This is a genomic window from Morganella sp. BCCO 40_0007 (genome assembly GCF_032989665.1).
Lineage (GTDB): Bacteria > Pseudomonadota > Gammaproteobacteria > Enterobacterales > Enterobacteriaceae > Morganella > Morganella sibonii.
This window is the reverse complement of the sequence record NZ_JAVBIN010000001.1, coordinates 81,532-104,227: the sequence shown is the minus strand read 5'-3', so window position 1 is coordinate 104,227 and position 22,696 is coordinate 81,532. Positions and strand designations below refer to the sequence as shown.

The following is a 22,696-nucleotide window of genomic DNA, read 5'->3' as shown; positions in this document are numbered from 1 at the left end:
AATCAATTTATCTAATGAGTAATATAATACAAAACCGGTTTTATTATTTTAACTCATATCATGAAACCTGTTTTTATTTCTGAATGCCATTCTTTTTTATCGCATTGAAAAAAGTATATTTATTTTTTACTTAACCTGTTTGTTAATTCCGGAATGACAAAAGTAAAATAATAACCACACAAAAAGTTGAACTATTAGCACTTAAAAAGGGGGACAGAGTCACTTACTGAAAAACAGCTCATAAAATATTCATTTTCAGCCGAAACTGTTATGGAAGCGCTGTTTTTTTTGATCAATATCAAATTTAGAACGACATTTAAAAATTAAGTTTTCCCTATCTCGGTAATTGTCATCGGGTGCACCTTTCCAATTAAACAATCATTACAGGAAAAGCATTATGGGAAACATGAGTGCCAGTTCCGCCCATAAAATGGGGGTGGTCGCGCTGACCCTGGTAACCGCATCAAATATGATGGGTTCCGGAGTGTTCATGCTGCCGACTAACCTCGCGGGCGTCGGTTACATCTCCTTATGGGGATGGTTATTTACAATCATTGGTGTTATCGCATTAGCATTAGTTTTCGCCAAAACCAGTCTTATCACACCGCGTAACGGCGGTATCGTGGCTTACGCCAGCGATGCTTTCGGTCCGTTTATCGGTTTCCAGACCACAGTTTGTTACTGGATCAGTGCCTGGGTCGGTAACGTCGCGCTGCTGGTTGCCGGTGTCGGCTACCTCAGCTACTTCTTCCCTGAACTGAAAAACCCGGCTATCGGCAGTGTCGTTGCTATCGCGATTCTGTGGGGCTTTGTGGTGTTAGCCAGCTTCGGTGCCCGTGTCGCCGGTCGTGCGCAGTCATTCACTGCAAGCTGCATGCTGGTCGTTGTTCTCGGTGTCGGTGTCATCGGCTGGTTCTGGTTCGATCCGCAGATGTTCTCTCAGGTTTATAACGGCACCGGTAAAAGTGATACCACTGCTATTATTACTGCGGCATCTATCGCACTGTGGGGCTTCCTGGGTGTTGAATCCGCGGTGGTTTCCAGCGGCCAGGTCGACAAACCTGAATACACTGTTCCGCGTGCCACCGTTTATGGTCTGCTGATTGCGTCAGTCTGCTACGTCGGCAGCTGCACCGTTATCATGGGTCTGGTTCCGCATGAAGAACTGGTTAACTCTGCTGCGCCGTTTGCGGATGCTGCCCGTTACATGTTCGGTGAAACTGCCGGTACTGTTGCGTCTATCCTGAGTATCATCGCCTGCTTCGGTTCTATCTCCGGCTGGTTAATCCTGCAGTCTGAAGGTCCGCGTGCCGGTGCCGATCAGGGTCTGTTCCCTAAATTCTTCTCTGATGTGAACAAAAATGACGTTCCGATGAAAAGCCTGATTTTCACCGGGGTACTGATGAGCCTGGTGCTGTTAATGACCGCATCACCAAACCTGGCCAAACAGTTCGAAATCGTCATCCTGATGTCTGTCTTCGCATCTCTGCTGCCATACATGTATGCACTGATTTCTCTGCCAATCATCATGGTTTCCAAAAAAATGAACCGCGGCAGAACATTCATTTTCTATAACGTCCTGGTGGTTATCGGCATTATCTACTGTGTCTTTGCCCTGTTAGGTTCCGGTTCTGATTCTATGTTCTGGGGTCTGGTCATGATGTCCGTCACTATCCCGCTGTTCAGCTTCGTGGCTGCCGGCCGTGCGAAAAAAGGCAACGACATTCTGTATATCAATGACGAACAAAACAAAGCGTGATTTGCTCCGCTTCACAGTCTTCAATTTTGAAAAACAAGAGGTAATTAAGTATGACTCTGTCTATCAATGATCAAAACAAACTTGATGCATTCTGGGCTTATTGCGTAAAAAACCAGTATTTCAACATCGGCTATCCTGAATCAGCGGATTTTGATTACACCAATCTGGAACGCTTCTTACGTTTCTCCATCAACAACTGCGGTGACTGGGGCGAATATTGCAACTACCTGCTGAACTCTTTCGATTTCGAAAAAGAAGTGATGGAGTATTTCGCAGACCTGTTCAAAATTCCGTTTGAACAAAGCTGGGGTTATGTCACCAACGGCGGTACCGAAGGTAATATGTTCGGTTGCTACCTGGGCCGTGAAATCTTCCCTGACGGTACCCTGTACTATTCAAAAGATACTCACTATTCCGTTGCGAAAATCGTTAAATTACTGCGCATCAAATCTCAGGTTGTTGAATCTCTGCCAAGCGGCGAAATCGACTATGACGATCTGATGAAAAAAATCGCTGACGATAAAGAAGCGCATCCGATCATCTTCGCTAACATCGGTACCACTGTCCGCGGTGCAATCGATGATATCGCAGAAATTCAGAAACGCCTGAAAGCAGCCGGTATCAAACGTGAAGATTACTATCTGCACGCCGATGCGGCACTGAGCGGCATGATCCTGCCATTCGTTGATGACGCACAGCCATTCACTTTTGCAGACGGTATCGACTCCATCGGTGTGTCCGGCCACAAAATGATTGGTTCACCAATCCCTTGCGGTATCGTTGTTGCGAAGAAAGAAAACGTAGACCGTATTTCTGTTGAAATCGACTACATCTCCGCACACGACAAAACCATCACCGGTTCACGTAACGGTCATACACCACTGATGCTGTGGGAAGCTATCCGTTCACATTCAGCTGAGGAATGGAAACGCCGCATCACCCGCAGTCTGGATATGGCGCAGTACGCTGTTGACCGTATGCAGAAAGCCGGTATCAATGCATGGCGCAACAAGAACTCCATCACTGTTGTGTTCCCTTGCCCGTCAGAACGCGTCTGGAGAGAACATTGCCTGGCAACATCCGGCGACGTGGCTCACCTGATCACCACCGCGCACCACCTCGATACCGTAGAGATCGACAAACTGATCGACGACGTTATCGCGGATTTTAACTTACACGCGGCATAAAAAAAGGCAGTGGTAAATATCCACTGCCCCCTTACGGTTCGTTGCCGGCGCAGACGCCAATCCTGCCGGCAACGCTCTCTAACCTATACAGCGACACAGGATGATGCAAGAAAAAAGACCAAAAAACACGGCTCAGTTCTCTGATCGTGAGATTTTTTGCTCCCTCATCCGCAGCTGGAGTATTTCTGTGAGGACAAAATGGTATGGTTCCCAATGGTAAACCCACCCACCGCATGGGCCTGACAGCCCTGATTATTATGACGGCTTCCAATATGATGGGAAGCGGCGTGTTTATGTTACCCTCCTCCCTCGCGCATATCGGTTCGATCGCGCTGTGGGGCGGCCTGCTGACCTTCTGCGGCGTGCTGGCACTGGCGCTGGTGTTCGCCAAAACCGGTGAAATCTCCCCCTGTAAAGGCGGTGTGATTGCCAACATCGGCCGGACATTCGGGCAGTATATCGGGTTACAGACATCACTTTTTTACTGGCTTTCGACCTGGATAGGCAACTGTGCCTTACTGATCTCCGGTGTCGGTTATCTCTCTTACTTCTTTCCGCAGCTTCACACTCCGCTTTACGCCGCTATTACCGCTATTATTATTCTCTGGGCTTTCGTTCTGCTGGGTTTGCAGGGCGCAAAAGTCGTCGGCTATGCGCAGATTTTTACCGGCCTTTGTATGCTCACCGTTATTCTGAGCATCAGTATTTTCGGCTGGGCCAGTTTTGATTACACACGTTACATCACCAGTTTTAATGTTACTCAGACCAGTAACACAGATGCTATTTTTGCCGCCGCCGCTATTTCGCTGTGGGGCTATCTGGGAATTGAATCCGCGTCGGTTTCATCTGCCCAGGTGATTAATCCGCACCGCAATATTCCGCTGGCTACGATTATCGGGCTGGTGATTGCTGCCGCCTGCTATCTCAGTTCCACCAATGTCATGATGGGGATTCTGCCCCACGAACAGCTTGTTAACTCCACCGCGCCGTTTGCGGATACCGCCCGCTATCTGTGGGGCGCACATGCGGGGCAGATAATCTCTGCACTCGCGATTATTGCCTGCTTCGGCGCACTGCCGGGCTGGCAGATTTTACAGACTGAAGTTCCCCGCTCTGCGGCGGAAGAAGGCACATTTCCCCGTTTTTTTGCCGATGTGAACCGCCACGGTGTCCCGTATAAAGGACTGATTTGCACCGCCGGGATGATGAGCGCCGTGTTGTTGCTTACCATCTCACCGAGCCTGGAACAGCAGTTCCGCAACATCATTATTCTTGCGGTATCCGCCAGTCTGATCCCGTATGCATTTGCCGTGATTTCCCTGCCGATCGCCATGATCGCGAAAAAAATGCAGTACGGACGTACTTTTATTATTTACGCCACTCTGAGCCTGATCGGTCTGGGATTCATTATGGTCGCGCTGACAGGCGCCGGTACCAAACCGCTGTTCTGGGGCATGGTGCTGCAAATGGTGACCATTCCGCTGTATCTGTTTTTTATTATGCGCCGTGAAAAAAACACTACTGATCCCCGTCCCGGGCTCGCCCTGTCGTACATCCCGGGGATCTGCACTGAGCAGACCGCTGAGATGGCGTTATCGGCTGACAATGATGACAGCCGGAATTTCTCACAGAGAAACTGTATATAGAGGACTAAAAATGGAAAAGATTCAGTCAATCAGAGGGATGAGAAGTGTGCTTCCGGAAGAAACACCGGTCTGGCAGTGGCTGGAAAACCGGATCAGGAATATCACTTCCCGCTACGGCTATCAGGAGGTCAGGCTGCCGATTCTGGAACCGGTTGCCCTGTTTGAACGCGCTGTCGGTGAATCCACCGATATCGTTTCAAAAGAGATGTATAACTTCCTCGATAAAAGCGGCGAGCACATCACCCTGCGTCCGGAAGGTACCAGTGGTTGCGTCCGGACCGTGATTGAGAACAACATGTGCTACAACACCACGCAGCGCCTGTGGTATCAGGGCCCGATGTTCCGTTATGAGCGTCCGCAGAAAGGCCGTCTGCGCCAGTTCACCCAGTTCGGGGTGGAAACCTTCGGTATGCCGGGGGCAGATGTGGATGCGGAGCTTATCTTTATGGTGAAAGATATCTTTAAGGCACTCGGCGTGGATAAACACGTCCGCCTGGAGATTAACTCCCTCGGGACACCGGAAGAGCGCTCAGAGCACCGTCAGCAACTGGTGAATTACTTTACGCAGCACAAGGCACTGCTGGATGAGGACAGCCTGCGCCGTCTGGAAACCAACCCCCTGCGTATCCTGGACAGCAAAAATCCGGATATGCAGGAGATGATTGAAGCGGCGCCGCGCCTGCTGGACTTCCTCGGCGAAGAATCACAACAGCACTTTGATGAACTGCGCCGTCTGCTGGACAGCGAAAACATCGCCTACGTGGTCAATCCGCGTCTGGTGCGCGGGCTGGATTACTACACCCGCACCGTGTTTGAGTGGATCACCGAAGAGCTGGGATCACAGGGGACAGTCTGCGGCGGCGGCCGTTATGATGGTCTGGTTGAATTATTCAGCGGCAAACAGTTACCGGCCTCCGGATTTGCTATCGGGATCGAACGGCTGTTACTGCTGATCCAGACCCTCGGACTGGATAAAGCGATTGTTAATCAGCCGGATATCGTGGTGACCTATGAAGATCCGGCGCAGAATGTGGAAGCGTTATTACTGGCTAACACACTGCGCCATCAGTTACCGCAATATAAAATCCTGAATGATTTCACCCGTGCCAAACTGAAACGTCAGCACAGCAACGCACTGAAATCCGGCTGCCGTTACATTGTGACGCTTAACCATGACGGACAGATAGGCCTGTGGGATCTTACCGCGAACACCAATGAAACGGTGACCGCAGAGACACTCGCCAATGCGTTACTGAATAAAACCATCACCGCGATGGCCTGATAAACAGCAACGTAACATTATCAAAAGCACTGTTTTTACAGTGCTTTTTTGCTTTCTGTTTTTTTTGCTGTCAGGCTTTTACTGTAAAGTGGAAATGATAGAAATCACTGCGGCAGATAGCCGTACCGTATTCCAGAACTCTGCCTGCTTTGTCGCGGCTTCTGAGGATAATTTTCATCAGTGACGCTGTCGGCGGGATAGAGAGCAGTTTCGCCTCTTCTTCTGACGGATGACAGATAGAGAGCGCATACTCCTGCACATCCGGCTCAATACCCTGCGCCAGCCAGTGTGCGTACAGTGAACCGTCCAGCAAATCAGGGCGCGGCAGAAAGGCTTCCGGAATAAACATGGTTTCCAGCGAGACCGGAATATCATCCACCAGCCGGACACGTTTGATCACCGCCATCGTATCACCTGCGGATAATTCCAGTTCAGAGGCCAGAGAGTCCGGTACCCGATCCAGCTGACGGATAAGCCAGCGGCTGGAAACCTGACCGCTGCCGGCCGCCTGTGCGGAAAATCCCCCGCCGGACAGGTTGTACTGCACCGGCAGATTAATCTGCGTGCCTTTGCCGTGATGCTTCACCACCAGTCCCTGTTTCAGCAGTAAGTCCAGTGCTTTTACTACCGTAACGCGGGATACACCCAGCGACTGAGACAAACGGCGCTCAGACGGCAGAACACAGCCGTGCGTCAGCATCTTTTGTGTAATGGCGTCTTCAATCCCTTGTTTTAACTGAATATATAACGGAACAGTTGATTGCTGATCAAACCGGTGCTGTAAAAAAGTGAGAAAATCATGTTCCACAAATAGGTTCCTGTCATGCTGCGGATAACGGCTGAAAACAGTGTAGCAACTTTTGTGTCCGCTATCACATACTGATTAAAATTGCCCCAACTGGACTTCAACTGGACTTATTTGTAGTCTATTATATACTCAGTAAAGACAAAGGCCACACAGCAGTCCCATACCAATAACAGATATTTTGTTCTTAATTCATTCAACACCAGTTCAGATAATAATAAATGACACAATCAGCAGCAGTCCCGTTAAGTGTGACAGAAAAACGTATTCTCGGTTGTCTTTACGGGCAGGCAACCGGAGATGCCATGGGCATGCCGTCGGAACTCTGGCCAAAGAGCCGTGTCCGTCAGCACTTCGGCTGGATTGATACTTTCCTGCCGGGCCCGGAGGAGAATATTGCCGCCAACGAGTTTGTTGCCGGGGAATTTACCGATGATACCAGTCAGTGTGTTGCCCTGATGGATGCCATTATTGAGGAGCACGGTGCGGTCGTCCCGCAGACGATCGCCCGCCACATCATGGCATGGGCTACCCGGATACAGGCGTTTGAAAAAAATATTCTGGGGCCGACATCAAAAGCTGCGCTGAATGCCATACACCAGGGAATACCTTTAGATAAAATAGAGGCAAATGGTGTGACCAACGGTTCCGCGATGCGTGTCGCGCCCGTCGGTTGCCTGATGCCATCATATAATACAGAACGTTTTATTGAGCAGGTCAGGCTCTCCTGTCTGCCGACCCACAAATCCGATATCGCCATTGCCGGTGCTGTCGTGATTGCCCGGGCCGTCAGTCTGGCTGTTGAGGGCACTGACTGGTCTGCGATAAAACAGGCTGTCATACCGCTGGCTGACTCTGTTCAGCGCCGGTTCGAATCCACCTTCAGCCCGCTGCTGGGACGGAGGATTATGTATGCGCTCAATGTGGTCCGCGGGCGTACGGATGAAGAACAGGCACTGACCGATCTTTATGAGATAGTCGGCGCCGGTATGGATAATATTGAATCTATCCCGTGTGCAATTGCACTCGCGGATTTAGCCAACACCAATCCCGTACGCTGTGCGGTACTGGCTGCAAATCTGGGCGGAGACACGGACACCATCGGTGCCATGGCAACGGCTATCTGCGGCGCAATTCACGGCATTGACAGTTTTGATGCTGATAGTATCGCATTGATAAATCATACAAATAATATCGATTTTACGCCGTATGCCCGCCGTCTGGCACAGTTCAGGCAGGAGTATGCCGCGACGAACAGGATGATGTCATGAGTCAGCAATCTGCACCTTCAGCATTGAACAAAACCGATCCGACGATAGAAGAACTGGGGATCGGTCTGATCCCGCCCTCCCGGCAAACCAAAAAACCGGCCGAACTTTTCTTTGTCTGGTGTGCCGCCAATATCGGTATTCTCGGCGTGGTCTACGGCGCGATTATTGTGTCGTTCGGGCTGTCCTTCTTTCAGTCCGTTTTAGCCGCAGTGGCGGGTGTCGCTTCCTTTGTTTTAGTGGGGATCACCAGTATCGCCGGTAAAATCGGCCGGACCACCACTCTCACCCTTTCCCGCGCCAGTTTCGGCAAAAGCGGTAATATCGCGCCGACCGCTTTCTGCTGGTTTAACCTGATGGGCTGGGAAGCCGTGAATATCATCACCGGCACACTGACGCTCGCCGCGCTGTTTACCGCCATCGGGCTGGGCAGCGGACACCTGATGACGGCTGTTGCGCTGGTATTATTCGGCGGGCTGACGGTGCTGGTCAGTATTCTCGGGCAGAACACGGTTTTGCTGATGCAGAAATGGATCACGCGGATTTTCGGGGCAATGACCCTGTTTGTTGTACTCTGGCTGCTGGCCACCGCCGACTGGCAGGCATTGTTCAGCCGTCCTTCCGGCAGCTGGATCACCGGTTTCCTGCCGGCGGTTTCCATCATCGCCGCCGGAACCGGCATCAGCTGGGCGATTGCCGGGGCGGATTACAGCCGTGATCAGAGCCCGTCCTCATCCCACAGCCGTATTTTCGGTTCCGTGGTCGGCGGCGCGGCGCTGCCGTTGTTGTTGCTGATCCTGACCGGTATTCTGCTGACCGCGCAACTGCCTGATCTGGCCGCGGAAGAAAACCCGATCGCCGCGATCGGCGGTCTGCTGCCGTCCTGGATGGCCGTGCCGTATCTGGCTGCCGCCGTGGCGGGGATTGTCACTATCGCCGTCCTCAGCCTCTATTCCGCCAGTCTGAACCTGCTGAGTATGGGGATCAAACTCAAACAGCGCACCGCCGTTGCCCTCGACGGTGTAATTGTGCTGGCTATCGCGATTTATGTTCTGTTTGTTTCCGGTGATTTCCTCGGGCCGTTTATTTCATTCCTGGTGTTCTGCGGGCTGTTCCTGGCCTCCTGGGCGGCGATTTTTATCACCGATTACTACAGCAAACACAAAACAGCCGGTTACGACGAAGTTTCGCTCTACGGCGATACCGGCGTTATTCTGCCGACGTTCCTGTGCTGGCTCGGCGGCTCGGTTGCCGGGCTGCTGGTCACCAACACCGGCTTTATTAACGGGCCGTTTGCCACCGGTGTGTTTGAGAATTCCAGTCTGGGGCTGTTTGTCTCCTTCCTGGTGAGCATGGCGGCATACCGCCTGACACTGATGATGAAACCGGCACGGAGTTAATCTGAACTGATGGATGTATCGTTACTGACACCCCAGCGTCCGGTCCTGATTATCGGCGCCGCTTTCGGCGATGTGATGCTGGAAGTGAACGCACTGCCGCGCAGCGGGGATGATATCAGCGCCCTGCCCCTCGGGCAGCAGATCGGCGGTTGCGCCTTTAACGTCGCCCGTGCCCTGAGCCGTCTCGGTATTGTGCCGGTCAACGGCATCCCCGCCGGAAACGGCAGCTGGGGAAAGCAGGTCATTGCCGCGATGGAAAAGGAAAATCTGCCGGTTCTGCTGCGCCATCCGTCACATGATAACGGCTGGTGTCTGGCGCTGGTGGAAGAGAGTAAAGAGCGTACTTTTATCACTATCGAAGGTTGCGAGCAGCACTGGAGTGAAGAACTGCTTGCACAAATTCCGGTGCCGGACAATGCGCTGATTTATGTTTCCGGTTATGAACTGGTCAGCCCGGAAAGTGCGCCGCTGCGTAACTGGCTGCTGGCACAGAGTGACGATAAAACCCTGTTTGCGGATTTCGGTCCGCGTCTGCGGGATATTGATCCGGACTTTATTGAAAAGCTGCTGACGAGAAAACCACTGCTGACCGTCAACCGTGATGAGCTGGCACAGCTTAATCCGCGGGGCGGCAGGCAGTCTGAGATACAGACAGATGATGCACAGGCGTTTGCAGACAGTTACGGACTGCCGCTGATCGCCCGCTTTGATAAAGAAGGTGCCGTGGTGTGTCAGCCGGGACAGCAGCCGGTAAAAATCCCAGCCTTCAGCGTGCCGGTGGCCGATACCATCGCTGCCGGAGACAGTCACTGCGCCGGTGTTCTCGCAGGTCTGGCCTGCGGGCTGCCGCTCACGGATGCCGTCCGGTTCGGTAATGCGGTTGCCGCCATTGTGGTCAGCCGTCCCGGCTCTGATGGTGCGCCAACCCGCCGTGAATTAAGTGAATTTTTACATCATCACCCCTGATACACCGCCCGTTTACCCGACAGCGATGTTCACTCAGCCCCCGGTTTCCGGGGGTTTTTTATACGTATTACTCCCTTATTTTACACTTCTGCTCGCAAAACATTCGCCGGAAACGTGCATCATCCAAAAGAATAATCTCTAATCACCCTTCAATCACCATGTTGTATTCGTTACCAAAGGACTGATGATGAAGACCAATATCAAACCTCTCTACGGGAGCTGGAAAGCGGGGTTCGCCCTGGATAAACACACCGAATGGAGCAGACCACTGGGTGAAAACAGTGCCGGGCACATGCAGTTTGATACCAAAAGAACAGAAGTGGGTGAAGCACTATACCGGCTGAAATATAAACAGGATTGGTCTCAGCTTGACCCGCTCGCCCGGTGCCTTGCGGATAATATAAAAATCCGTTTTCCGGATGCGCGTTTCGTCCTTCCCATGCCCGCTTCTACCGCCCGTTCCCGCCAGCCGGTAACAGAAATTGTCCGGATAGTTTCAAAAATAACAGACCTGCCGCATTTTGATCATCTGCTGATGAAAGAACCCGGTAACACTCCGCTCAAAAATCTGACTGACAAACAGGAAAAACTGAATGCCATCGGTGAAAGCTTTTCTGTTTTTGATCAAATCCAAAATGACGGATGCTGGAATGTCGTGGTAATTGATGACCTGTACCATACCGGTGCGTCATTGGAGTCAGCCTGTCAAGTTCTTCGCGGTTATAGTAAAGTGAATAACATCTATGTGGCTGCACTCACCTGGAGACCGGTATGACGACGATTTTCGTCGCAGGATCGATTAAAATTAAAGTATTAGACCCATTGGTCACTGAACGGCTGCAAAAAATAACCGCCCGGCATCTCCGCATTATTGTCGGTGATGCCGCGGGGGTGGATTCAGCCGTTCAGCAATTTCTGAAACAATCCGGTTATCATCACGTCACCGTCTTCAGCAGTTCCCGGGTTCCGAGACATAACCTCGGAAACTGGCCTGTACAGGTAACAAAAACCACCTGTGCGCCGGGAAGCAGGGCATTTTTTACAGCGAAAGACTTAGCGATGGCCGCTGACGCGGATTGCGGACTGATGATCTGGGACAGCCGCAGTACCGGCACTCTCAGTAATGTGCTGGAATTATTAAATCAAAAAAAATATTCCGTGGTGTTTATCCGGGATAAAAAACAATTTCTTGTTGTGAAATCTCCTGATCATCTCAGTGAACTGGTCAGCCATATGCCGCCGGATGCTTTTGCTGCCGCAGACAAGAAAATTCAGTTATCCGAAAAAATCACACAGCTGAAAAACAGACAAATCACACTGTTCACCTGATATCAGTAACTGATCGATGCCAGCAGATCATCGATGTTCTCAATCACTTCCCGGCTGGCGTCCTCCATCGCGGATAAATGCAGTTCCTCATCCTGAAGCGAGCCCTGTGCCCTGGCTTCCAGCGCCAGGCGCCCGGAAAGATGCACCAGCCGGTGCGGTCTTTCCAGTTTCCGGTAGGCATCATGGCCGATAAACCGCTGTCCTTCGTCCGCGTAATACCATTTGCCGAGACGGCACTGGGTATGGTCATTAACCGATAAGTCCGCATTTCCGTCCAGCAGGCGGCGGTAGATATCCCCTTTCCAGATAACGTGATCCAGTTTGACGGTATTGAGAAACTGCTGTACCGCCACAAAACGGATAATTGCTTCCATCCGGGAGGAGCTGGTGATCATATCCTGTAAACGCTCTTCCGCCTGAACCGCAATATCACGGATGCTGCTCACCAGCTTTTGATTATCTTCCGCATCGGTATGGATCGCTTTGGCATGTGACTTAATTTTGCCGGTAAATGTGGTGATATTGATGGCTTCATCCTGAATTTCTCCGGATAATTGCTTTATCTCGCGGGCAATAACAGAGAATCCGGCACCACGGCTGCCGACATGAGACGCTTCAATCGCCGAGTTAACCGCCAGCAGGTTAGTCTGGTTGGCGAGGCGCTCGATGTTATTAATATTCTGATTAATCTGTCCCAGCACCGAGACCAGCTTCTGAGTGTAATCAAGCCCTTTATCTGCATGCTCACTGATATCATCCAGCACACTGCACAGTTCCTGCATATAACGGCGGGTTTCACTGTTATGCATGGCGATTTCATCCAGTGTCCCCTGTTCCCCCGCCAGGCGGGTGCCGGAATCCAGCAGCGAGTTGCGGATAATTTCTATCGCCGCGATGCCGTCCAGTAAGTGACGGCACAAAATTTCACCGTGATAGTGCTTCTGTTCATCCGCATTTCCCGTCATCACGTGCTCTGACAGTGCCGGATAAACCGCCGGTTCCTCCGGGAAGACAACGGGCTGTTTTTTTTGTAAAAACATCCATTTTTTCATTATATTCAGCATGTTAATTCCGGTTAATACAGATAATACAACACAGGAAAATAGCGCAGATTGCCGCCGGGGACAGATTTACTATCGGCGGAAAAAACAGGAATATTATGCGGACGGCGGGGAGTGATAAAAAAGGCAGCGGATCTTATCAATCCGCTGCCTGAGAATGAAAATGCTGATATTACAGGAAGGCGAAGAACAGCATGCCGACGATGGCCCCGGTGGTCCCCAGGATGGTTTCCATCAGCGTCCAGGTCTTCAGGGTCTGTGCTTCGGTGGCGCCGGTAAATTTCCCGTACAGCCAGAAACCGGAGTCGTTCACATGGCTCAGTACAATAGAGCCGCCCGCGATACAGACCGACAGTGCCGCCAGTTGTGCACCGGAATAGCCCAGTTCACCGATAACCGGTAATACCAGACCAACGGTGGTCAGACAGGCAACTGTTGCGGAACCCTGGATCACACGGACAGCAGCAGACAGAATAAAGCAGGCAGCAGCAATCGGCAGCCCTGCGCCAATCAGTGATTCACCCAGCGCAGGCCCCACACCGGAGTCCACCAGCACCTGTTTGAACACCCCGCCGGCACCGGTCACCAGCAGGATAATCCCCGCAGGCTGGATAGCGGCAGAACAGATTTCCATCACTTTATTGCGGCTCATGCCACGGCGGATTGCCAGGCCGTAAATCGCCACCAGACAGGCAATCAGAATCGCCAGGAACGGGTGTCCGATAAATACCAGCCAGCCGTGGAGCTCTGATTTCGGGTCAACCATCGGTGCAGCAATCGTTTTCAGCCCGACCAGCACCAGCGGGAACAGCACCAGCGCCAGACTCAGACCGAACGACGGCATTTTGCTCTGTCCGAGCGCAGGTTCAGTCAGGTCTTTCGGCAGCTCCAGTGTCACAAATTTGCTGATAAAGTTACCGAACAGCGGGCCTGCCAGGATCATACCCGGAATCGCCGCACACAGGCCAATCAGGATCATCCAGCCGAAATCCGCATTCATCTGATCCGCCAGCAGCATCGGTGTCGGTCCCGGTAACAGGAAGCAGGCAGCTGCCGCCACACCGGCAAACAGCGGGATCGCCAGACGCACAACGTTACCGCCGGTACGGCGGGCAACCGCGAAAACCACGCCGATCAGCAGCACTATCGCCACATCAAAAAACAGCGGCAGTGCACAGATAAGTCCGGCGACCCCCAGCGCGTAATGCGCCCGTTTTTCACCGAATGAATTAAGCAGTTTTACGGCAATCTGGTCAAGTGCGCCGGTTTCATGCAGAATTTTGCCGAACATCGCCCCGAGTGCGACCACTATCGCCAGAAAACCGAGCGTGCCGCCCATCCCGTTTTGCATGGTCTGTGTAATCTGCTCCAGCGGCATGCCGGAGAACAGCCCTGCACCGATAGCGACAATCATCAGCGCCACAAAGGCGTGCAGCCGCGCCACCATCACCAGGAACAGCAGCAGTAAGACCGACCCGGCAGCGGTTAAGACCAGGGTTAATGTTGTCATGACTGACCTCCGGAAACCTGTCTGATAATCTGAACCGCGCCCGCAATCACATCCTCAAGCGGCGGCTGAATGTCCAGCACCTGCACATCCTGCTCGTCGGCCGTGTCCGGTGCTTCTAATGTATCGAACTGGGTGATCAGCATTTCCGGTTTAAAGAAATGCCCTTTGCGGGCTTTCAGGCGGCTTTCGATCAGCTCAAAATCCCCTTTCAGCCAGATAAATGACAGATTTTTGTTCTGGCGGCGCAAAATATCACGGTAACTTTTTTTCAGTGCCGAACAGACGATCACGGAAAGTTCATTCGTCCGCTGCATGGCAAAAATCGCGTCATTGATGGCTTTCAGCCACGGCTCGCGATCCACGTCATTCAGCGGGTGCCCCGCCGCCATTTTTTCAATATTGGCGCGCGGATGCAGGTAATCTCCGTCCAGAAAGGCCGCATTAAGCCCGGTTGCAACCCCGTTAGCCACAGCGGATTTTCCGCAGCCGGAAACCCCCATCAATACAAAGGCGTGATGTGGTTTTTGGCTATCACTCATAACAATTCCTCTTATGCGGTCATTATCACCGGACATGTTACCGGTAACTATTACCGGTAACATTACCAACGGATATGGTTACAATGCAATCAAACACTGTTTTCAGATGAATAAATTGTGACAGTTATCTCAAACGAAATTCCTGTCACATCAGGAGGGGCCGGGAGCCGTTAAATACTCTCTCCCGGTAATAATTCGAAGCCGACATCAACTATCTGCTGAGACGGCAGTTCACCGCGCAGACGCGCCAGCAGCACTTCTGCCGCACGGCGTCCCATCAGGTCACGCGGCGTGAGGATACTCGCCAGTTCCGGTGTCATCACCCGGCCGACATCATGGCCGTGGAACCCGGCAACTGCCAGATCCTGCGGGATACGGATACCGAGGCGCTGGCACTCAAAAACAGCGCCGATCGCGAGGTCATCGTTGGTACAGAACAGTCCGTCAGCATCCGGATAATCGGCTCTGACCTGGTGCAGTTGTCTCGCCCCGAGCGAATAGGATGAGCTTTCCTGCGTCATCACATTACCCGGCTCAAGTCCCGCATCCCGCATCGCCTGTTCGTAACCCTGAAGACGCATGAATGTCCGTTCGTCATGACGTGCGCCGAGGTAGATCACGCGGCGGCAGCCGCGCTCAATCATCGCCTGCGTCATTTCAAATGCCGCGCGCCGGTTGTCCAGCCCGACGGCGGAATCATAGCAGGGAGACACGCTGTCCATCAGCTCCACCACCGGAATCCCGGCGGTCGCCAGCATTTTCAGCGTACGGGGCGTGTGTGTGCGTTCCGCCAGGATCAGACCATCGATATTGTAGGATAACAGAGAGACCAGACGGTCTTCTTCTTTCTCCGCCTGATAACCGTAGTGCGCCAGCATTGTCTGGTAACCGGCCGCATCAGTAACAGTTTCAATACCGCGGATCACTTCCGCAAAGACCTGGTTGGTCAGCGAGGGGAGCAGTACACCAATAGCCCGGCTGGTGGCGTTGGATAAAATATCCGGCACCCGGTTCGGGATATACCCCAGTTCATCCAGGGTACGGGCAATGGTGCCGCGCAGTTTTTCGGAAACCTGCTCAGGATTGCGCAAAAAGCGGCTGACAGTCATTTTGGTTACACCAACGCGGTCAGCCACGTCCTGTAACGAAGGGCGTTTTTTCTTCATAGTGCTTATCTTAATACAGACTGGTCTGTGTGTCGTCATATCCGCCGAAATAGCCCGTAGTTATACCGTATTCCGCACGGGATTTTACCTTATTTTGACTTACTTCCCTGTTTACCGCTGATTTTATTGACTCACCTCATGCTCTGCGCTAACGCCCGCTATATAATAATACATATAACGATAATGACGACTGATTACGATGAGACTCAACCGCCTCTGTTCCGGATTTTTTTTCTGCTGCGCACTGCTGCTCTCCTTCCCGGCATTATCTGCCGTGCCGGAAAGCCCTTCTCAGGTCTTTATTTATGGTCAGCTTCCGCCGCCGGAAGCGATTCACCGTGTGGTCAGCAGCGGCCCGCCGACTGATCAGCTGCTGTTTGCGGTTGCCCCGGAAAAACTGCCGGGCTTCGCGTCTCTGTCAGTGAAAAACAGCCCGTATTTTGCCCCCCGCTGGCGCGCCCTGCCGGTCACCGGACGCCTCTCCGGACGCGGCAGCACGCTCTCTCCCGAAACCCTGCTGGCGCTGGCGCCGGACGTGATTGTTGACAGCGGGCTGACCGATGACACTTACCGCTCACAGGCAGCCCGTTTCAGCCGTCAGACCGGTATTCCGTATATTCTGTTGTCCGGTAATCTGGCACAAACACCGGATTTGCTGCGCCGGGCCGGTGCGCTGCTGGGAGAAGCAGAACGCACGGAACAACAGGCACAACTGGCCGAAAAATGGCTGCGGGATGCTGCCGCTTTTGCTGATCGCCAGACACACAAACGCCGTTTTTATCTGGCACGCGGGGCGAAAGGTCTGCAAACCGGTCTGCACGGCTCCATTCACAGCGAAGCCCCGGAATTACTGGGATTTGAAAATGTCGCGGATGTCCCGGATATGCAGGGACTGGCAGAAGTCTCATCCGAACAGCTGTTGCTGTGGAACCCGGATTTTATTATCGCCCAGGATGCTGTGACCTATGACGCGATTATGCAGGGTGAGGTCTGGCAGAGCCTGAATGCGGTGAAGAATAAGCAGGTTTTTTACTATGCAGGACTGCCGTCCGGCTGGCTGGACAGTCCGCCGGGACTGAACCGGCTTTTAGGACTGCGCCGTCTTCAGGCACAGTTTGAACCGGAAAGTGCGGATCTGAAAACAGATACCGGATTGTTTTTCAGTCTGTTTTATCACTCCCCGTTATCGGAGGCACAGATTAACACTCTGTTATCAGCCCGATGACCACTTCCGCCAAAACGCTGTTACTGCTTCTGCTGCTGGTATTACTCACCGGTATCGCACTGAATGTTGGTAAGTTCTCACTAACTCCGCAGCAACTGTGGGATGTGGTGCTGGCGAAAATCACCGGCAATACCGGTGCGGATGACCCGGCACTGAGCCGCGATATGACCGTCTTCTGGCAAATCCGTCTGCCGCGTATTGCCGCCGCGCTGATTATCGGCGGCGGGCTGGCCATGGCCGGTGCGGCGTATCAGGGCATGTTCCGTAACCCGCTGGTGTCACCGGATATTCTGGGTGTGTCCGCCGGGGCGGGTGTCGGCGCAATCTTCGGGATTTTTGCCGGTCAGTCAATGCTCACTATCCAGCTGTTCGCCTTTACCGGCGGGCTGTGTGTGGTCGGACTGGTGTATTCCGTCGCCCGGCTGGCCCGTCAGCATGATCCGGTACTGTCACTGGTGCTGGTCGGGATTGCCGTCAGCGCACTGTGCGGCTCTGCTATTTCACTGATGAAGATTCTCGCCGACCCTTACACTCAATTGCCTGCCATGACCTTCTGGCTGCTCGGCGGCCTGTCCGCTATTTCGCCTGATGATATTAAAACCACTGCGCCGCTGATTTTCGCGGGGATGGTGCCGCTTTTGCTGCTGCGCTGGCGCATGAATCTGCTCAGTCTGAGTGATGAGGAAGCCCGTACACTCGGGCTGAATGTCACGATGACGCGGCTGATTTTTATCGCTTCAGCCACCCTGATCACCGCCGGCGCCGTCTCGGTCGCCGGGATTATCGGCTGGCTCGGGCTGATTGTCCCGCATATCACCCGTTTGTTAGTGGGTGCCAACTTCAGTCACCAGTTGCCGGTATCACTGCTGATCGGCGCTATCATGCTGCTGCTGACCGACACTCTGGCACGTACGATTGCCCCGATTGAACTGCCGCTCGGCATTCTGACCTCTGCTGTCGGTGCACCTTTCTTTATTTTTCTGCTGTTGCAGACACGGAGGAACGGATGAGCAATGTCCTGATCACCCGTGGCCTGGCGGTCGGTTACGGAGAAAAGTTAATACTCACTGACATAAATCTGCAATTACATCAGGGCGAAATCATCTGTCTGCTCGGGGCTAACGGCTGCGGCAAAACCACGCTGATGAAAACCCTGCTCGGCCTGTTGCCGCCGAAAGCCGGTGAGATCCGCATTGATGACTCTCCGTTGCGTGACTGGAGCGCCGCCGCACTCGCCCGCCGCGTTGCTTATGTACCGCAGGCGCACAACATGCCGTTTTCATTCCGGGTGGCGGATATGGTGGCACTCGGACGCAGTGCCCACCTCTCTCTGTTTGCCGCCCCCGGACGCGCTGAACGGCAGATGGCAGAGCAGGAACTGGCGCATCTGGGGATCGCCCATCTGGCACAGCGTACTTACTCCTGCCTGAGCGGCGGGGAAAAACAGCTGGTACTGATTGCCCGCGCCCTGGTACAGCAACCGGGACTGCTGATTATGGATGAACCGGCGGCCAGCCTCGATTTCGGCAATCAGATAAAATTACTGAATAAAATCGAACAGTTACGTGAGAGAGGGATCACCATACTGATGTCCACCCACCACCCGCAGCATGCGGCGGCGGTGGCAGACAGCATTGTGATGCTCAGCAAAGACCGTCCCGCCTGCCAGGACAAACCTGCCGCGCTGCTCACACCGGAAACCCTGGCGGCACTTTATCATGTGACACCAGAACATATTGCTGCGCACTTTGCGCAGCCCGCTTATAAGGGATGATCATGACTATTGATGATATCGATTTCGCACAACTCTACCGCGACCATCTCGCACAGGCCGAACGAACCCGCAAAGATCCGGAACACTGGGATAAACGTGCGGAGAAAATGGCACAAAACTGTGCGAACCCCGCCGATCCGTACCTGATCCGCTTTAAAGAGATCGTCGATACCACCGGCGCGAAAACCCTGCTGGATGTCGGCTGCGGGCCGGGCTCTGTCGCGTTGCAGCTGGCAGACAGCTTTGAGCAGGTCACCGGCATTGATTACAGCGAAGGGATGCTGAAAGTCGCCCGCCAGCGGGCAGAAACTCAGGGCTGTTCACACGTCACTTTCCGCCACTGCGCCTGGGAAGATGACTGGTCAGCCCTGCCGCCGTGCGATATCGCTGTGGCTTCCCGCTCCACGCTGGTGATGGATTTACAGGCCGCACTGCTGAAACTGAACCGCCACGCGCGGCTGCGGGTTTACACCACCCACACAGTCAGCCCGACATTTGTCGATATCCGCGTGATCCGCGCCATCGGCCGCACACCGGTTACTCTGCCGACGTACATTTATGCGGTGAATATCCTCAATCAGCTCGGCATTCATCCGGACGTGGAATTTATCCGCAGCCCGAACTGCCAGAGCCGCGACAACATGACATTTGAGCAGTTTGCCGACGGTGTGGTCTGGTCGCTGGGACAGCTTGATAATCATGAGATGACCCTGCTGCGCCGCTATTACGACAAGCAGGCGGCTGACGGTCTGCCGGTGGTACCGGCCACCCGCGACTGGGCTATGGTTTCCTGGAGTGTGGTACCGGAATCCGCCCTGCTGCTGCCGGGAGGTCAGAAGTGATCTACTACAGTGATGCCTTTCTGGACAGCCTCCTGCTGGAAGACATTCATTACGGCGATCTCACCACCCGCGCACTCGGCATCGGCGCGCAGAGCGGGGAAATGCTCTTTTCCCGCAAGCAGGCCGGTTATGTCAGCGGGCTGATACCGGGCCAGAAATTACTGGAAAAACTCGGCTTACAGACACAATTACACGCGAACGACGGCGATTATGCCGAAGCCGGTGCTCTCCTGCTGACAGCCACCGGACGTGCTGATGCCCTGCATCAGGGCTGGAAAATTGTCCAGAATGTGATCGAGTGGAGCAGCGGCGTGACACACATGACCCGCAGCATGACGGATACCCTCCGTCAGTATCAGCCGGATGCGCAGCTGGCCTGCACCCGTAAAAACATTCCCGGCACCAAGCTGCTGGCAACGGCTGCCGTACTGGCCGGAAAAGGCATCATTCACCGTCAGGGCTGTTCGGAAACCATTCTGCTGTTTGCCAATCACCGCCGCTTCCTGGCAGAGCCGGAAAACTGGTGCTCAGCCATTGCCGCACTGCGCCGTGAAGCGCCGGAAAAAACCATTATTGTCGAAGCGGATAACCCGGATGAGGCCCGTCAGGCGCTGAAAGGACACCCGGATGTGTTACAGCTGGATAAATTCAGCCCTGATGATATCCGCCGTCTCGTCAAAGAGGCCGCGGTGCTGGCACCGGACTGCACACTGTCTGCCGCAGGCGGGCTGAATGCAGAAACCATCGGGCGGTATGCGGACACCGGCGTGAAGCTGTTCGTCACGTCCGCGCCATATTATGCGTCCCCGGCGGATATTAAAGTCCGGTTATATCCGCGCTGACGGAAAACCGCACAACCAAATAGTGAGTTAAAGGATAAACCGGTCAGGTCACTGAACCGGCCGTTTTATCCTTTTGTCCGGCAAGTCGTTATATAAAAAAATACATATCGGTAACAGGAAAAATAATAATGAAACGAACTCTACTCTGCTCAGCGATCCTGCTGGCAACCGCGCCTGCGGTACAGGCAGAAAGCGCAGATATTCTGACCGTCTGGGGCAGCCCGGTGGCCACCAATCCGGATGTCATCACACAGCCGCAGATGCAGTCGCTGAACAAAACCAATGCGGCGACAGCCATCAGCACCATGCCGGGTGTGGTTCTCGAAAAATCCGGCAACCGTAATGAGCTGACGGTGAAAGTCCGCGGCTTTGACAGCCGTCAGGTACCGGTTTTCTTCGACGGTATCCCGACGTATGTCCCGTATGACGGCAACCTTGACCTCGGCCGCTTTATGACCAGCGAACTGGAAAGCATTGAAGTGAGCAAAGGCTATACCTCGCTGTTACAGGGACCGAACCTGATGGGCGGTGCGATCAACCTCACCACCGCCACCCCGAAAAAACCATTTGAAGCCAATGTGTCATTCAGTCAGGGCTTCGCCCGCGGCGCGGATAATGCCTATAACACCAGCGCCCGTGTCGGCGCACGCAACGACCTCGGGTTTATCCAGGTCAGCGGCAGCCAGTACAAACAGCGTTTCCTCGGCCTGCCGGGCTCCGATGATGACAACGCTCAGGCGGGCAGCAACGGCCGCCGTGCGCACTCCTCATCCGATGATAAACGCGGTATGGTGAAAGTGGGCTGGACCCCGCGTGAAACCGACCAGTATGTCTTTACTTATCTGAAGCAGAACGGCAGCAAAGACAGTTCGCCGTCTGCGGTGCCGGGCAAAGGCAAATACAGCTGGTGGGAATGGCCGGATTACAACAAAGAGAGCTACTATTTCAACAGCACCACTCAGCTGACAGACGGCGTGAACCTCCAGGGCCGCCTGTTCCATGATAAGTTTGAAAATACCCTGCTGATGTATAAAAAAGACGGCAAAGGGTACGATTACAGCTATTACGATGATTTCAGCAACGGTGCCTCTCTCCAGTTAGGGATCGACATGCGCGAAAGCGATCTGCTGTCATTCTCCGCACACTGGAAAGATGACGTTCACCGCGCACAAAAACAACGTAACGGGGATATTCTGCGTTATAAAGATCGCACTTATTCTGTCGCCACCGAATACCAGTGGGCAGCCACGTCTGATCTCGATTTTATCGGTGCCATCGGCTATGACTGGCGCGAAAGCCGTCAGGCGGATAAAGGTGCGGATGATAATGATCAGCACGCCTTTAACTGGGAAGTGATGTCAAAATATACCTTCGCCAACCAGGATAACGTGCGGTTCTCTGTCTCTGACCGCAGCCGCTTCCCGACACAAAAAGAGCGCTATACCACTGAGAAACCAAAAGATGGTTCACTGGGCATCATTAACCCGAACCTGAAAGCCGAACGCGCACTGACTTTCGATTTAACCTACGAAGGGAATATCACCGATAAATGGGGTTATCAGGCCAGCATCTATCACAACCGCGTGGATGATGCGATCCTCGCACACACGGTGATTAAAAACGGTGACCGCTACTTCCAAAATCAGAACAGTGGCCGTGTGGATTACACCGGGCTGGATCTGGGTGTGAAAGGTGAAGTCAGTGACTGGCTGAAAACCGGGATCAACTACAGCTACATCCACAGTGATCCGAAAGATGTTGATCACGCGGAAGGGCTGCCGAAGCATAAAATGTATGCCTGGGTGAAAGTCACCCCGATCGAGCCGCTGACGATCACCCTGTCCGAAGAGTTCCGCGCATGGAGCTATCAGTACAATGACAGCAATGAGAAAGTGGCCGGTTATGCTCTCACCGGACTGCGCGCGGATTATGACTTCGGTTACGGCATTTCCGCCAATGCCTCCGTCAATAACCTGTTTGATAAATCCTACGAGTACACCAACGGCTATATGGAAGAAGGCCGTAACTTCTGGCTGGGCGTGGAATACCGTTACTGATACCGCATACAATCCCGCATAAATTATACGGGATTGTT

General features: G+C 53.3%; 20 protein-coding genes. 15 read left to right on the top strand and 5 right to left on the bottom strand.

Translation table 11 applies throughout. The annotated features are described in order from the left end of the window. Positions 1 to 397 precede the first annotated feature (397 nt). The 4 genes from hdcC to hisS all read left to right on the top strand — a co-directional run bounded on the left by hdcC (position 398) and on the right by hisS (position 5,874). The gene (gene hdcC, locus R5268_RS00420; protein ID WP_166708632.1) at positions 398 to 1,759 is read left to right on the top strand and encodes a histidine-histamine antiporter; all 1,362 of its coding nucleotides are present in this window, start codon (positions 398 to 400) and stop codon (positions 1,757 to 1,759) included. Between the two features lie 50 nt (positions 1,760 to 1,809). Continuing rightward, the gene (locus tag R5268_RS00415) at positions 1,810 to 2,946 is read left to right on the top strand and encodes a histidine decarboxylase (protein ID WP_317418555.1); all 1,137 of its coding nucleotides are present in this window, start codon (positions 1,810 to 1,812) and stop codon (positions 2,944 to 2,946) included. Positions 2,947 to 3,149: 203 nt separating this feature from the next. Continuing rightward, the gene (locus tag R5268_RS00410; RefSeq protein WP_317418556.1) at positions 3,150 to 4,592 is read left to right on the top strand and encodes an amino acid permease; all 1,443 of its coding nucleotides are present in this window, start codon (positions 3,150 to 3,152) and stop codon (positions 4,590 to 4,592) included. Positions 4,593 to 4,602: 10 nt separating this feature from the next. After that, a complete protein-coding gene (gene hisS, locus R5268_RS00405; RefSeq protein ID WP_046894674.1) occupies positions 4,603 to 5,874 on the top strand; it encodes a histidine--tRNA ligase in 1,272 nt (423 codons plus the stop codon). Positions 5,875 to 5,944: 70 nt separating this feature from the next. Here hisS and R5268_RS00400 read toward each other — a convergent pair whose 3' ends face one another. Next, on the bottom strand, positions 5,945 to 6,682 hold the full coding sequence (locus R5268_RS00400; protein ID WP_317418557.1) for a GntR family transcriptional regulator: 738 nt from the start codon (positions 6,680 to 6,682) through the stop codon (positions 5,945 to 5,947). 248 nt (positions 6,683 to 6,930) lie between these two features. Here R5268_RS00400 and R5268_RS00395 point away from each other — a divergent pair, with 248 nt between their 5' ends. The 5 genes from R5268_RS00395 (at position 6,931) to R5268_RS00375 (ending at position 11,642) form a co-directional block, all read left to right on the top strand. Next, the gene (locus R5268_RS00395) at positions 6,931 to 7,950 is read left to right on the top strand and encodes an ADP-ribosylglycohydrolase family protein (RefSeq protein ID WP_247716807.1); all 1,020 of its coding nucleotides are present in this window, start codon (positions 6,931 to 6,933) and stop codon (positions 7,948 to 7,950) included. Next, positions 7,947 to 9,347 carry a purine-cytosine permease family protein gene (locus tag R5268_RS00390; RefSeq protein WP_182105596.1) on the top strand — a complete coding sequence of 467 codons (1,401 nt, stop codon included), beginning with the start codon at positions 7,947 to 7,949 and terminating at the stop codon, positions 9,345 to 9,347. The genes R5268_RS00395 and R5268_RS00390 overlap by 4 nt, the downstream gene beginning before the upstream one ends. 9 nt (positions 9,348 to 9,356) lie before the next feature. Next, entirely contained in the window at positions 9,357 to 10,313 is a 957-nt protein-coding gene (locus R5268_RS00385; RefSeq protein WP_317418558.1) for a PfkB family carbohydrate kinase, read from the top strand. 184 nt (positions 10,314 to 10,497) lie between these two features. Continuing rightward, positions 10,498 to 11,088, top strand: coding sequence for a ComF family protein (locus R5268_RS00380; protein WP_247715688.1), 591 nt, complete (start codon positions 10,498 to 10,500; stop codon positions 11,086 to 11,088). Then, complete coding sequence (locus R5268_RS00375; protein ID WP_107679229.1) at positions 11,085 to 11,642, top strand: hypothetical protein; 558 nt, start codon at positions 11,085 to 11,087, stop codon at positions 11,640 to 11,642. Before R5268_RS00380 ends, R5268_RS00375 begins: the two co-directional genes overlap by 4 nt. 2 nt (positions 11,643 to 11,644) lie before the next feature. On the opposite strand, the gene R5268_RS00370 is transcribed toward R5268_RS00375, so the two are convergent. From R5268_RS00370 to gntR, 4 genes are all read right to left on the bottom strand, one after another. Further along, positions 11,645 to 12,706: a methyl-accepting chemotaxis protein gene (locus R5268_RS00370; RefSeq protein ID WP_218454661.1), complete on the bottom strand. Its 1,062-nt coding sequence runs from the start codon at positions 12,704 to 12,706 to the stop codon at positions 11,645 to 11,647. Positions 12,707 to 12,875: 169 nt separating this feature from the next. Further along, positions 12,876 to 14,213: a gluconate transporter gene (gene gntU / locus R5268_RS00365; RefSeq protein ID WP_317418559.1), complete on the bottom strand. Its 1,338-nt coding sequence runs from the start codon at positions 14,211 to 14,213 to the stop codon at positions 12,876 to 12,878. Further along, positions 14,210 to 14,752, bottom strand: a complete 543-nt coding sequence (gntK, locus tag R5268_RS00360; RefSeq protein ID WP_317418560.1) for a gluconokinase — start codon at positions 14,750 to 14,752, stop codon at positions 14,210 to 14,212. The genes gntU and gntK overlap by 4 nt, the downstream gene beginning before the upstream one ends. Positions 14,753 to 14,922: 170 nt before the next feature. Next, entirely contained in the window at positions 14,923 to 15,918 is a 996-nt protein-coding gene (gene gntR, locus R5268_RS00355) for a gluconate operon transcriptional repressor GntR (protein WP_317418561.1), read from the bottom strand. Positions 15,919 to 16,117: 199 nt separating this feature from the next. Here gntR and R5268_RS00350 point away from each other — a divergent pair, with 199 nt between their 5' ends. The 6 genes from R5268_RS00350 to R5268_RS00325 all read left to right on the top strand — a co-directional run bounded on the left by R5268_RS00350 (position 16,118) and on the right by R5268_RS00325 (position 22,658). Beyond that, positions 16,118 to 17,143 carry an ABC transporter substrate-binding protein gene (locus R5268_RS00350; RefSeq protein WP_317418562.1) on the top strand — a complete coding sequence of 342 codons (1,026 nt, stop codon included), beginning with the start codon at positions 16,118 to 16,120 and terminating at the stop codon, positions 17,141 to 17,143. Continuing rightward, positions 17,140 to 18,153, top strand: a complete 1,014-nt coding sequence (locus tag R5268_RS00345; RefSeq protein WP_107679234.1) for a FecCD family ABC transporter permease — start codon at positions 17,140 to 17,142, stop codon at positions 18,151 to 18,153. Before R5268_RS00350 ends, R5268_RS00345 begins: the two co-directional genes overlap by 4 nt. Continuing rightward, complete coding sequence (locus tag R5268_RS00340; protein WP_218454663.1) at positions 18,150 to 18,917, top strand: ABC transporter ATP-binding protein; 768 nt, start codon at positions 18,150 to 18,152, stop codon at positions 18,915 to 18,917. The genes R5268_RS00345 and R5268_RS00340 overlap by 4 nt, the downstream gene beginning before the upstream one ends. A 2-nt stretch (positions 18,918 to 18,919) precedes the next feature. Continuing rightward, entirely contained in the window at positions 18,920 to 19,759 is an 840-nt protein-coding gene (locus R5268_RS00335; protein ID WP_218454664.1) for a class I SAM-dependent methyltransferase, read from the top strand. Next, the gene (gene modD, locus R5268_RS00330) at positions 19,756 to 20,601 is read left to right on the top strand and encodes a ModD protein (protein WP_317418563.1); all 846 of its coding nucleotides are present in this window, start codon (positions 19,756 to 19,758) and stop codon (positions 20,599 to 20,601) included. Before R5268_RS00335 ends, modD begins: the two co-directional genes overlap by 4 nt. Before the next feature lie 128 nt (positions 20,602 to 20,729). Continuing rightward, positions 20,730 to 22,658 carry a TonB-dependent receptor gene (locus R5268_RS00325; RefSeq protein WP_317418564.1) on the top strand — a complete coding sequence of 643 codons (1,929 nt, stop codon included), beginning with the start codon at positions 20,730 to 20,732 and terminating at the stop codon, positions 22,656 to 22,658. The last annotated feature ends 38 nt before the right edge of the window (positions 22,659 to 22,696 follow it).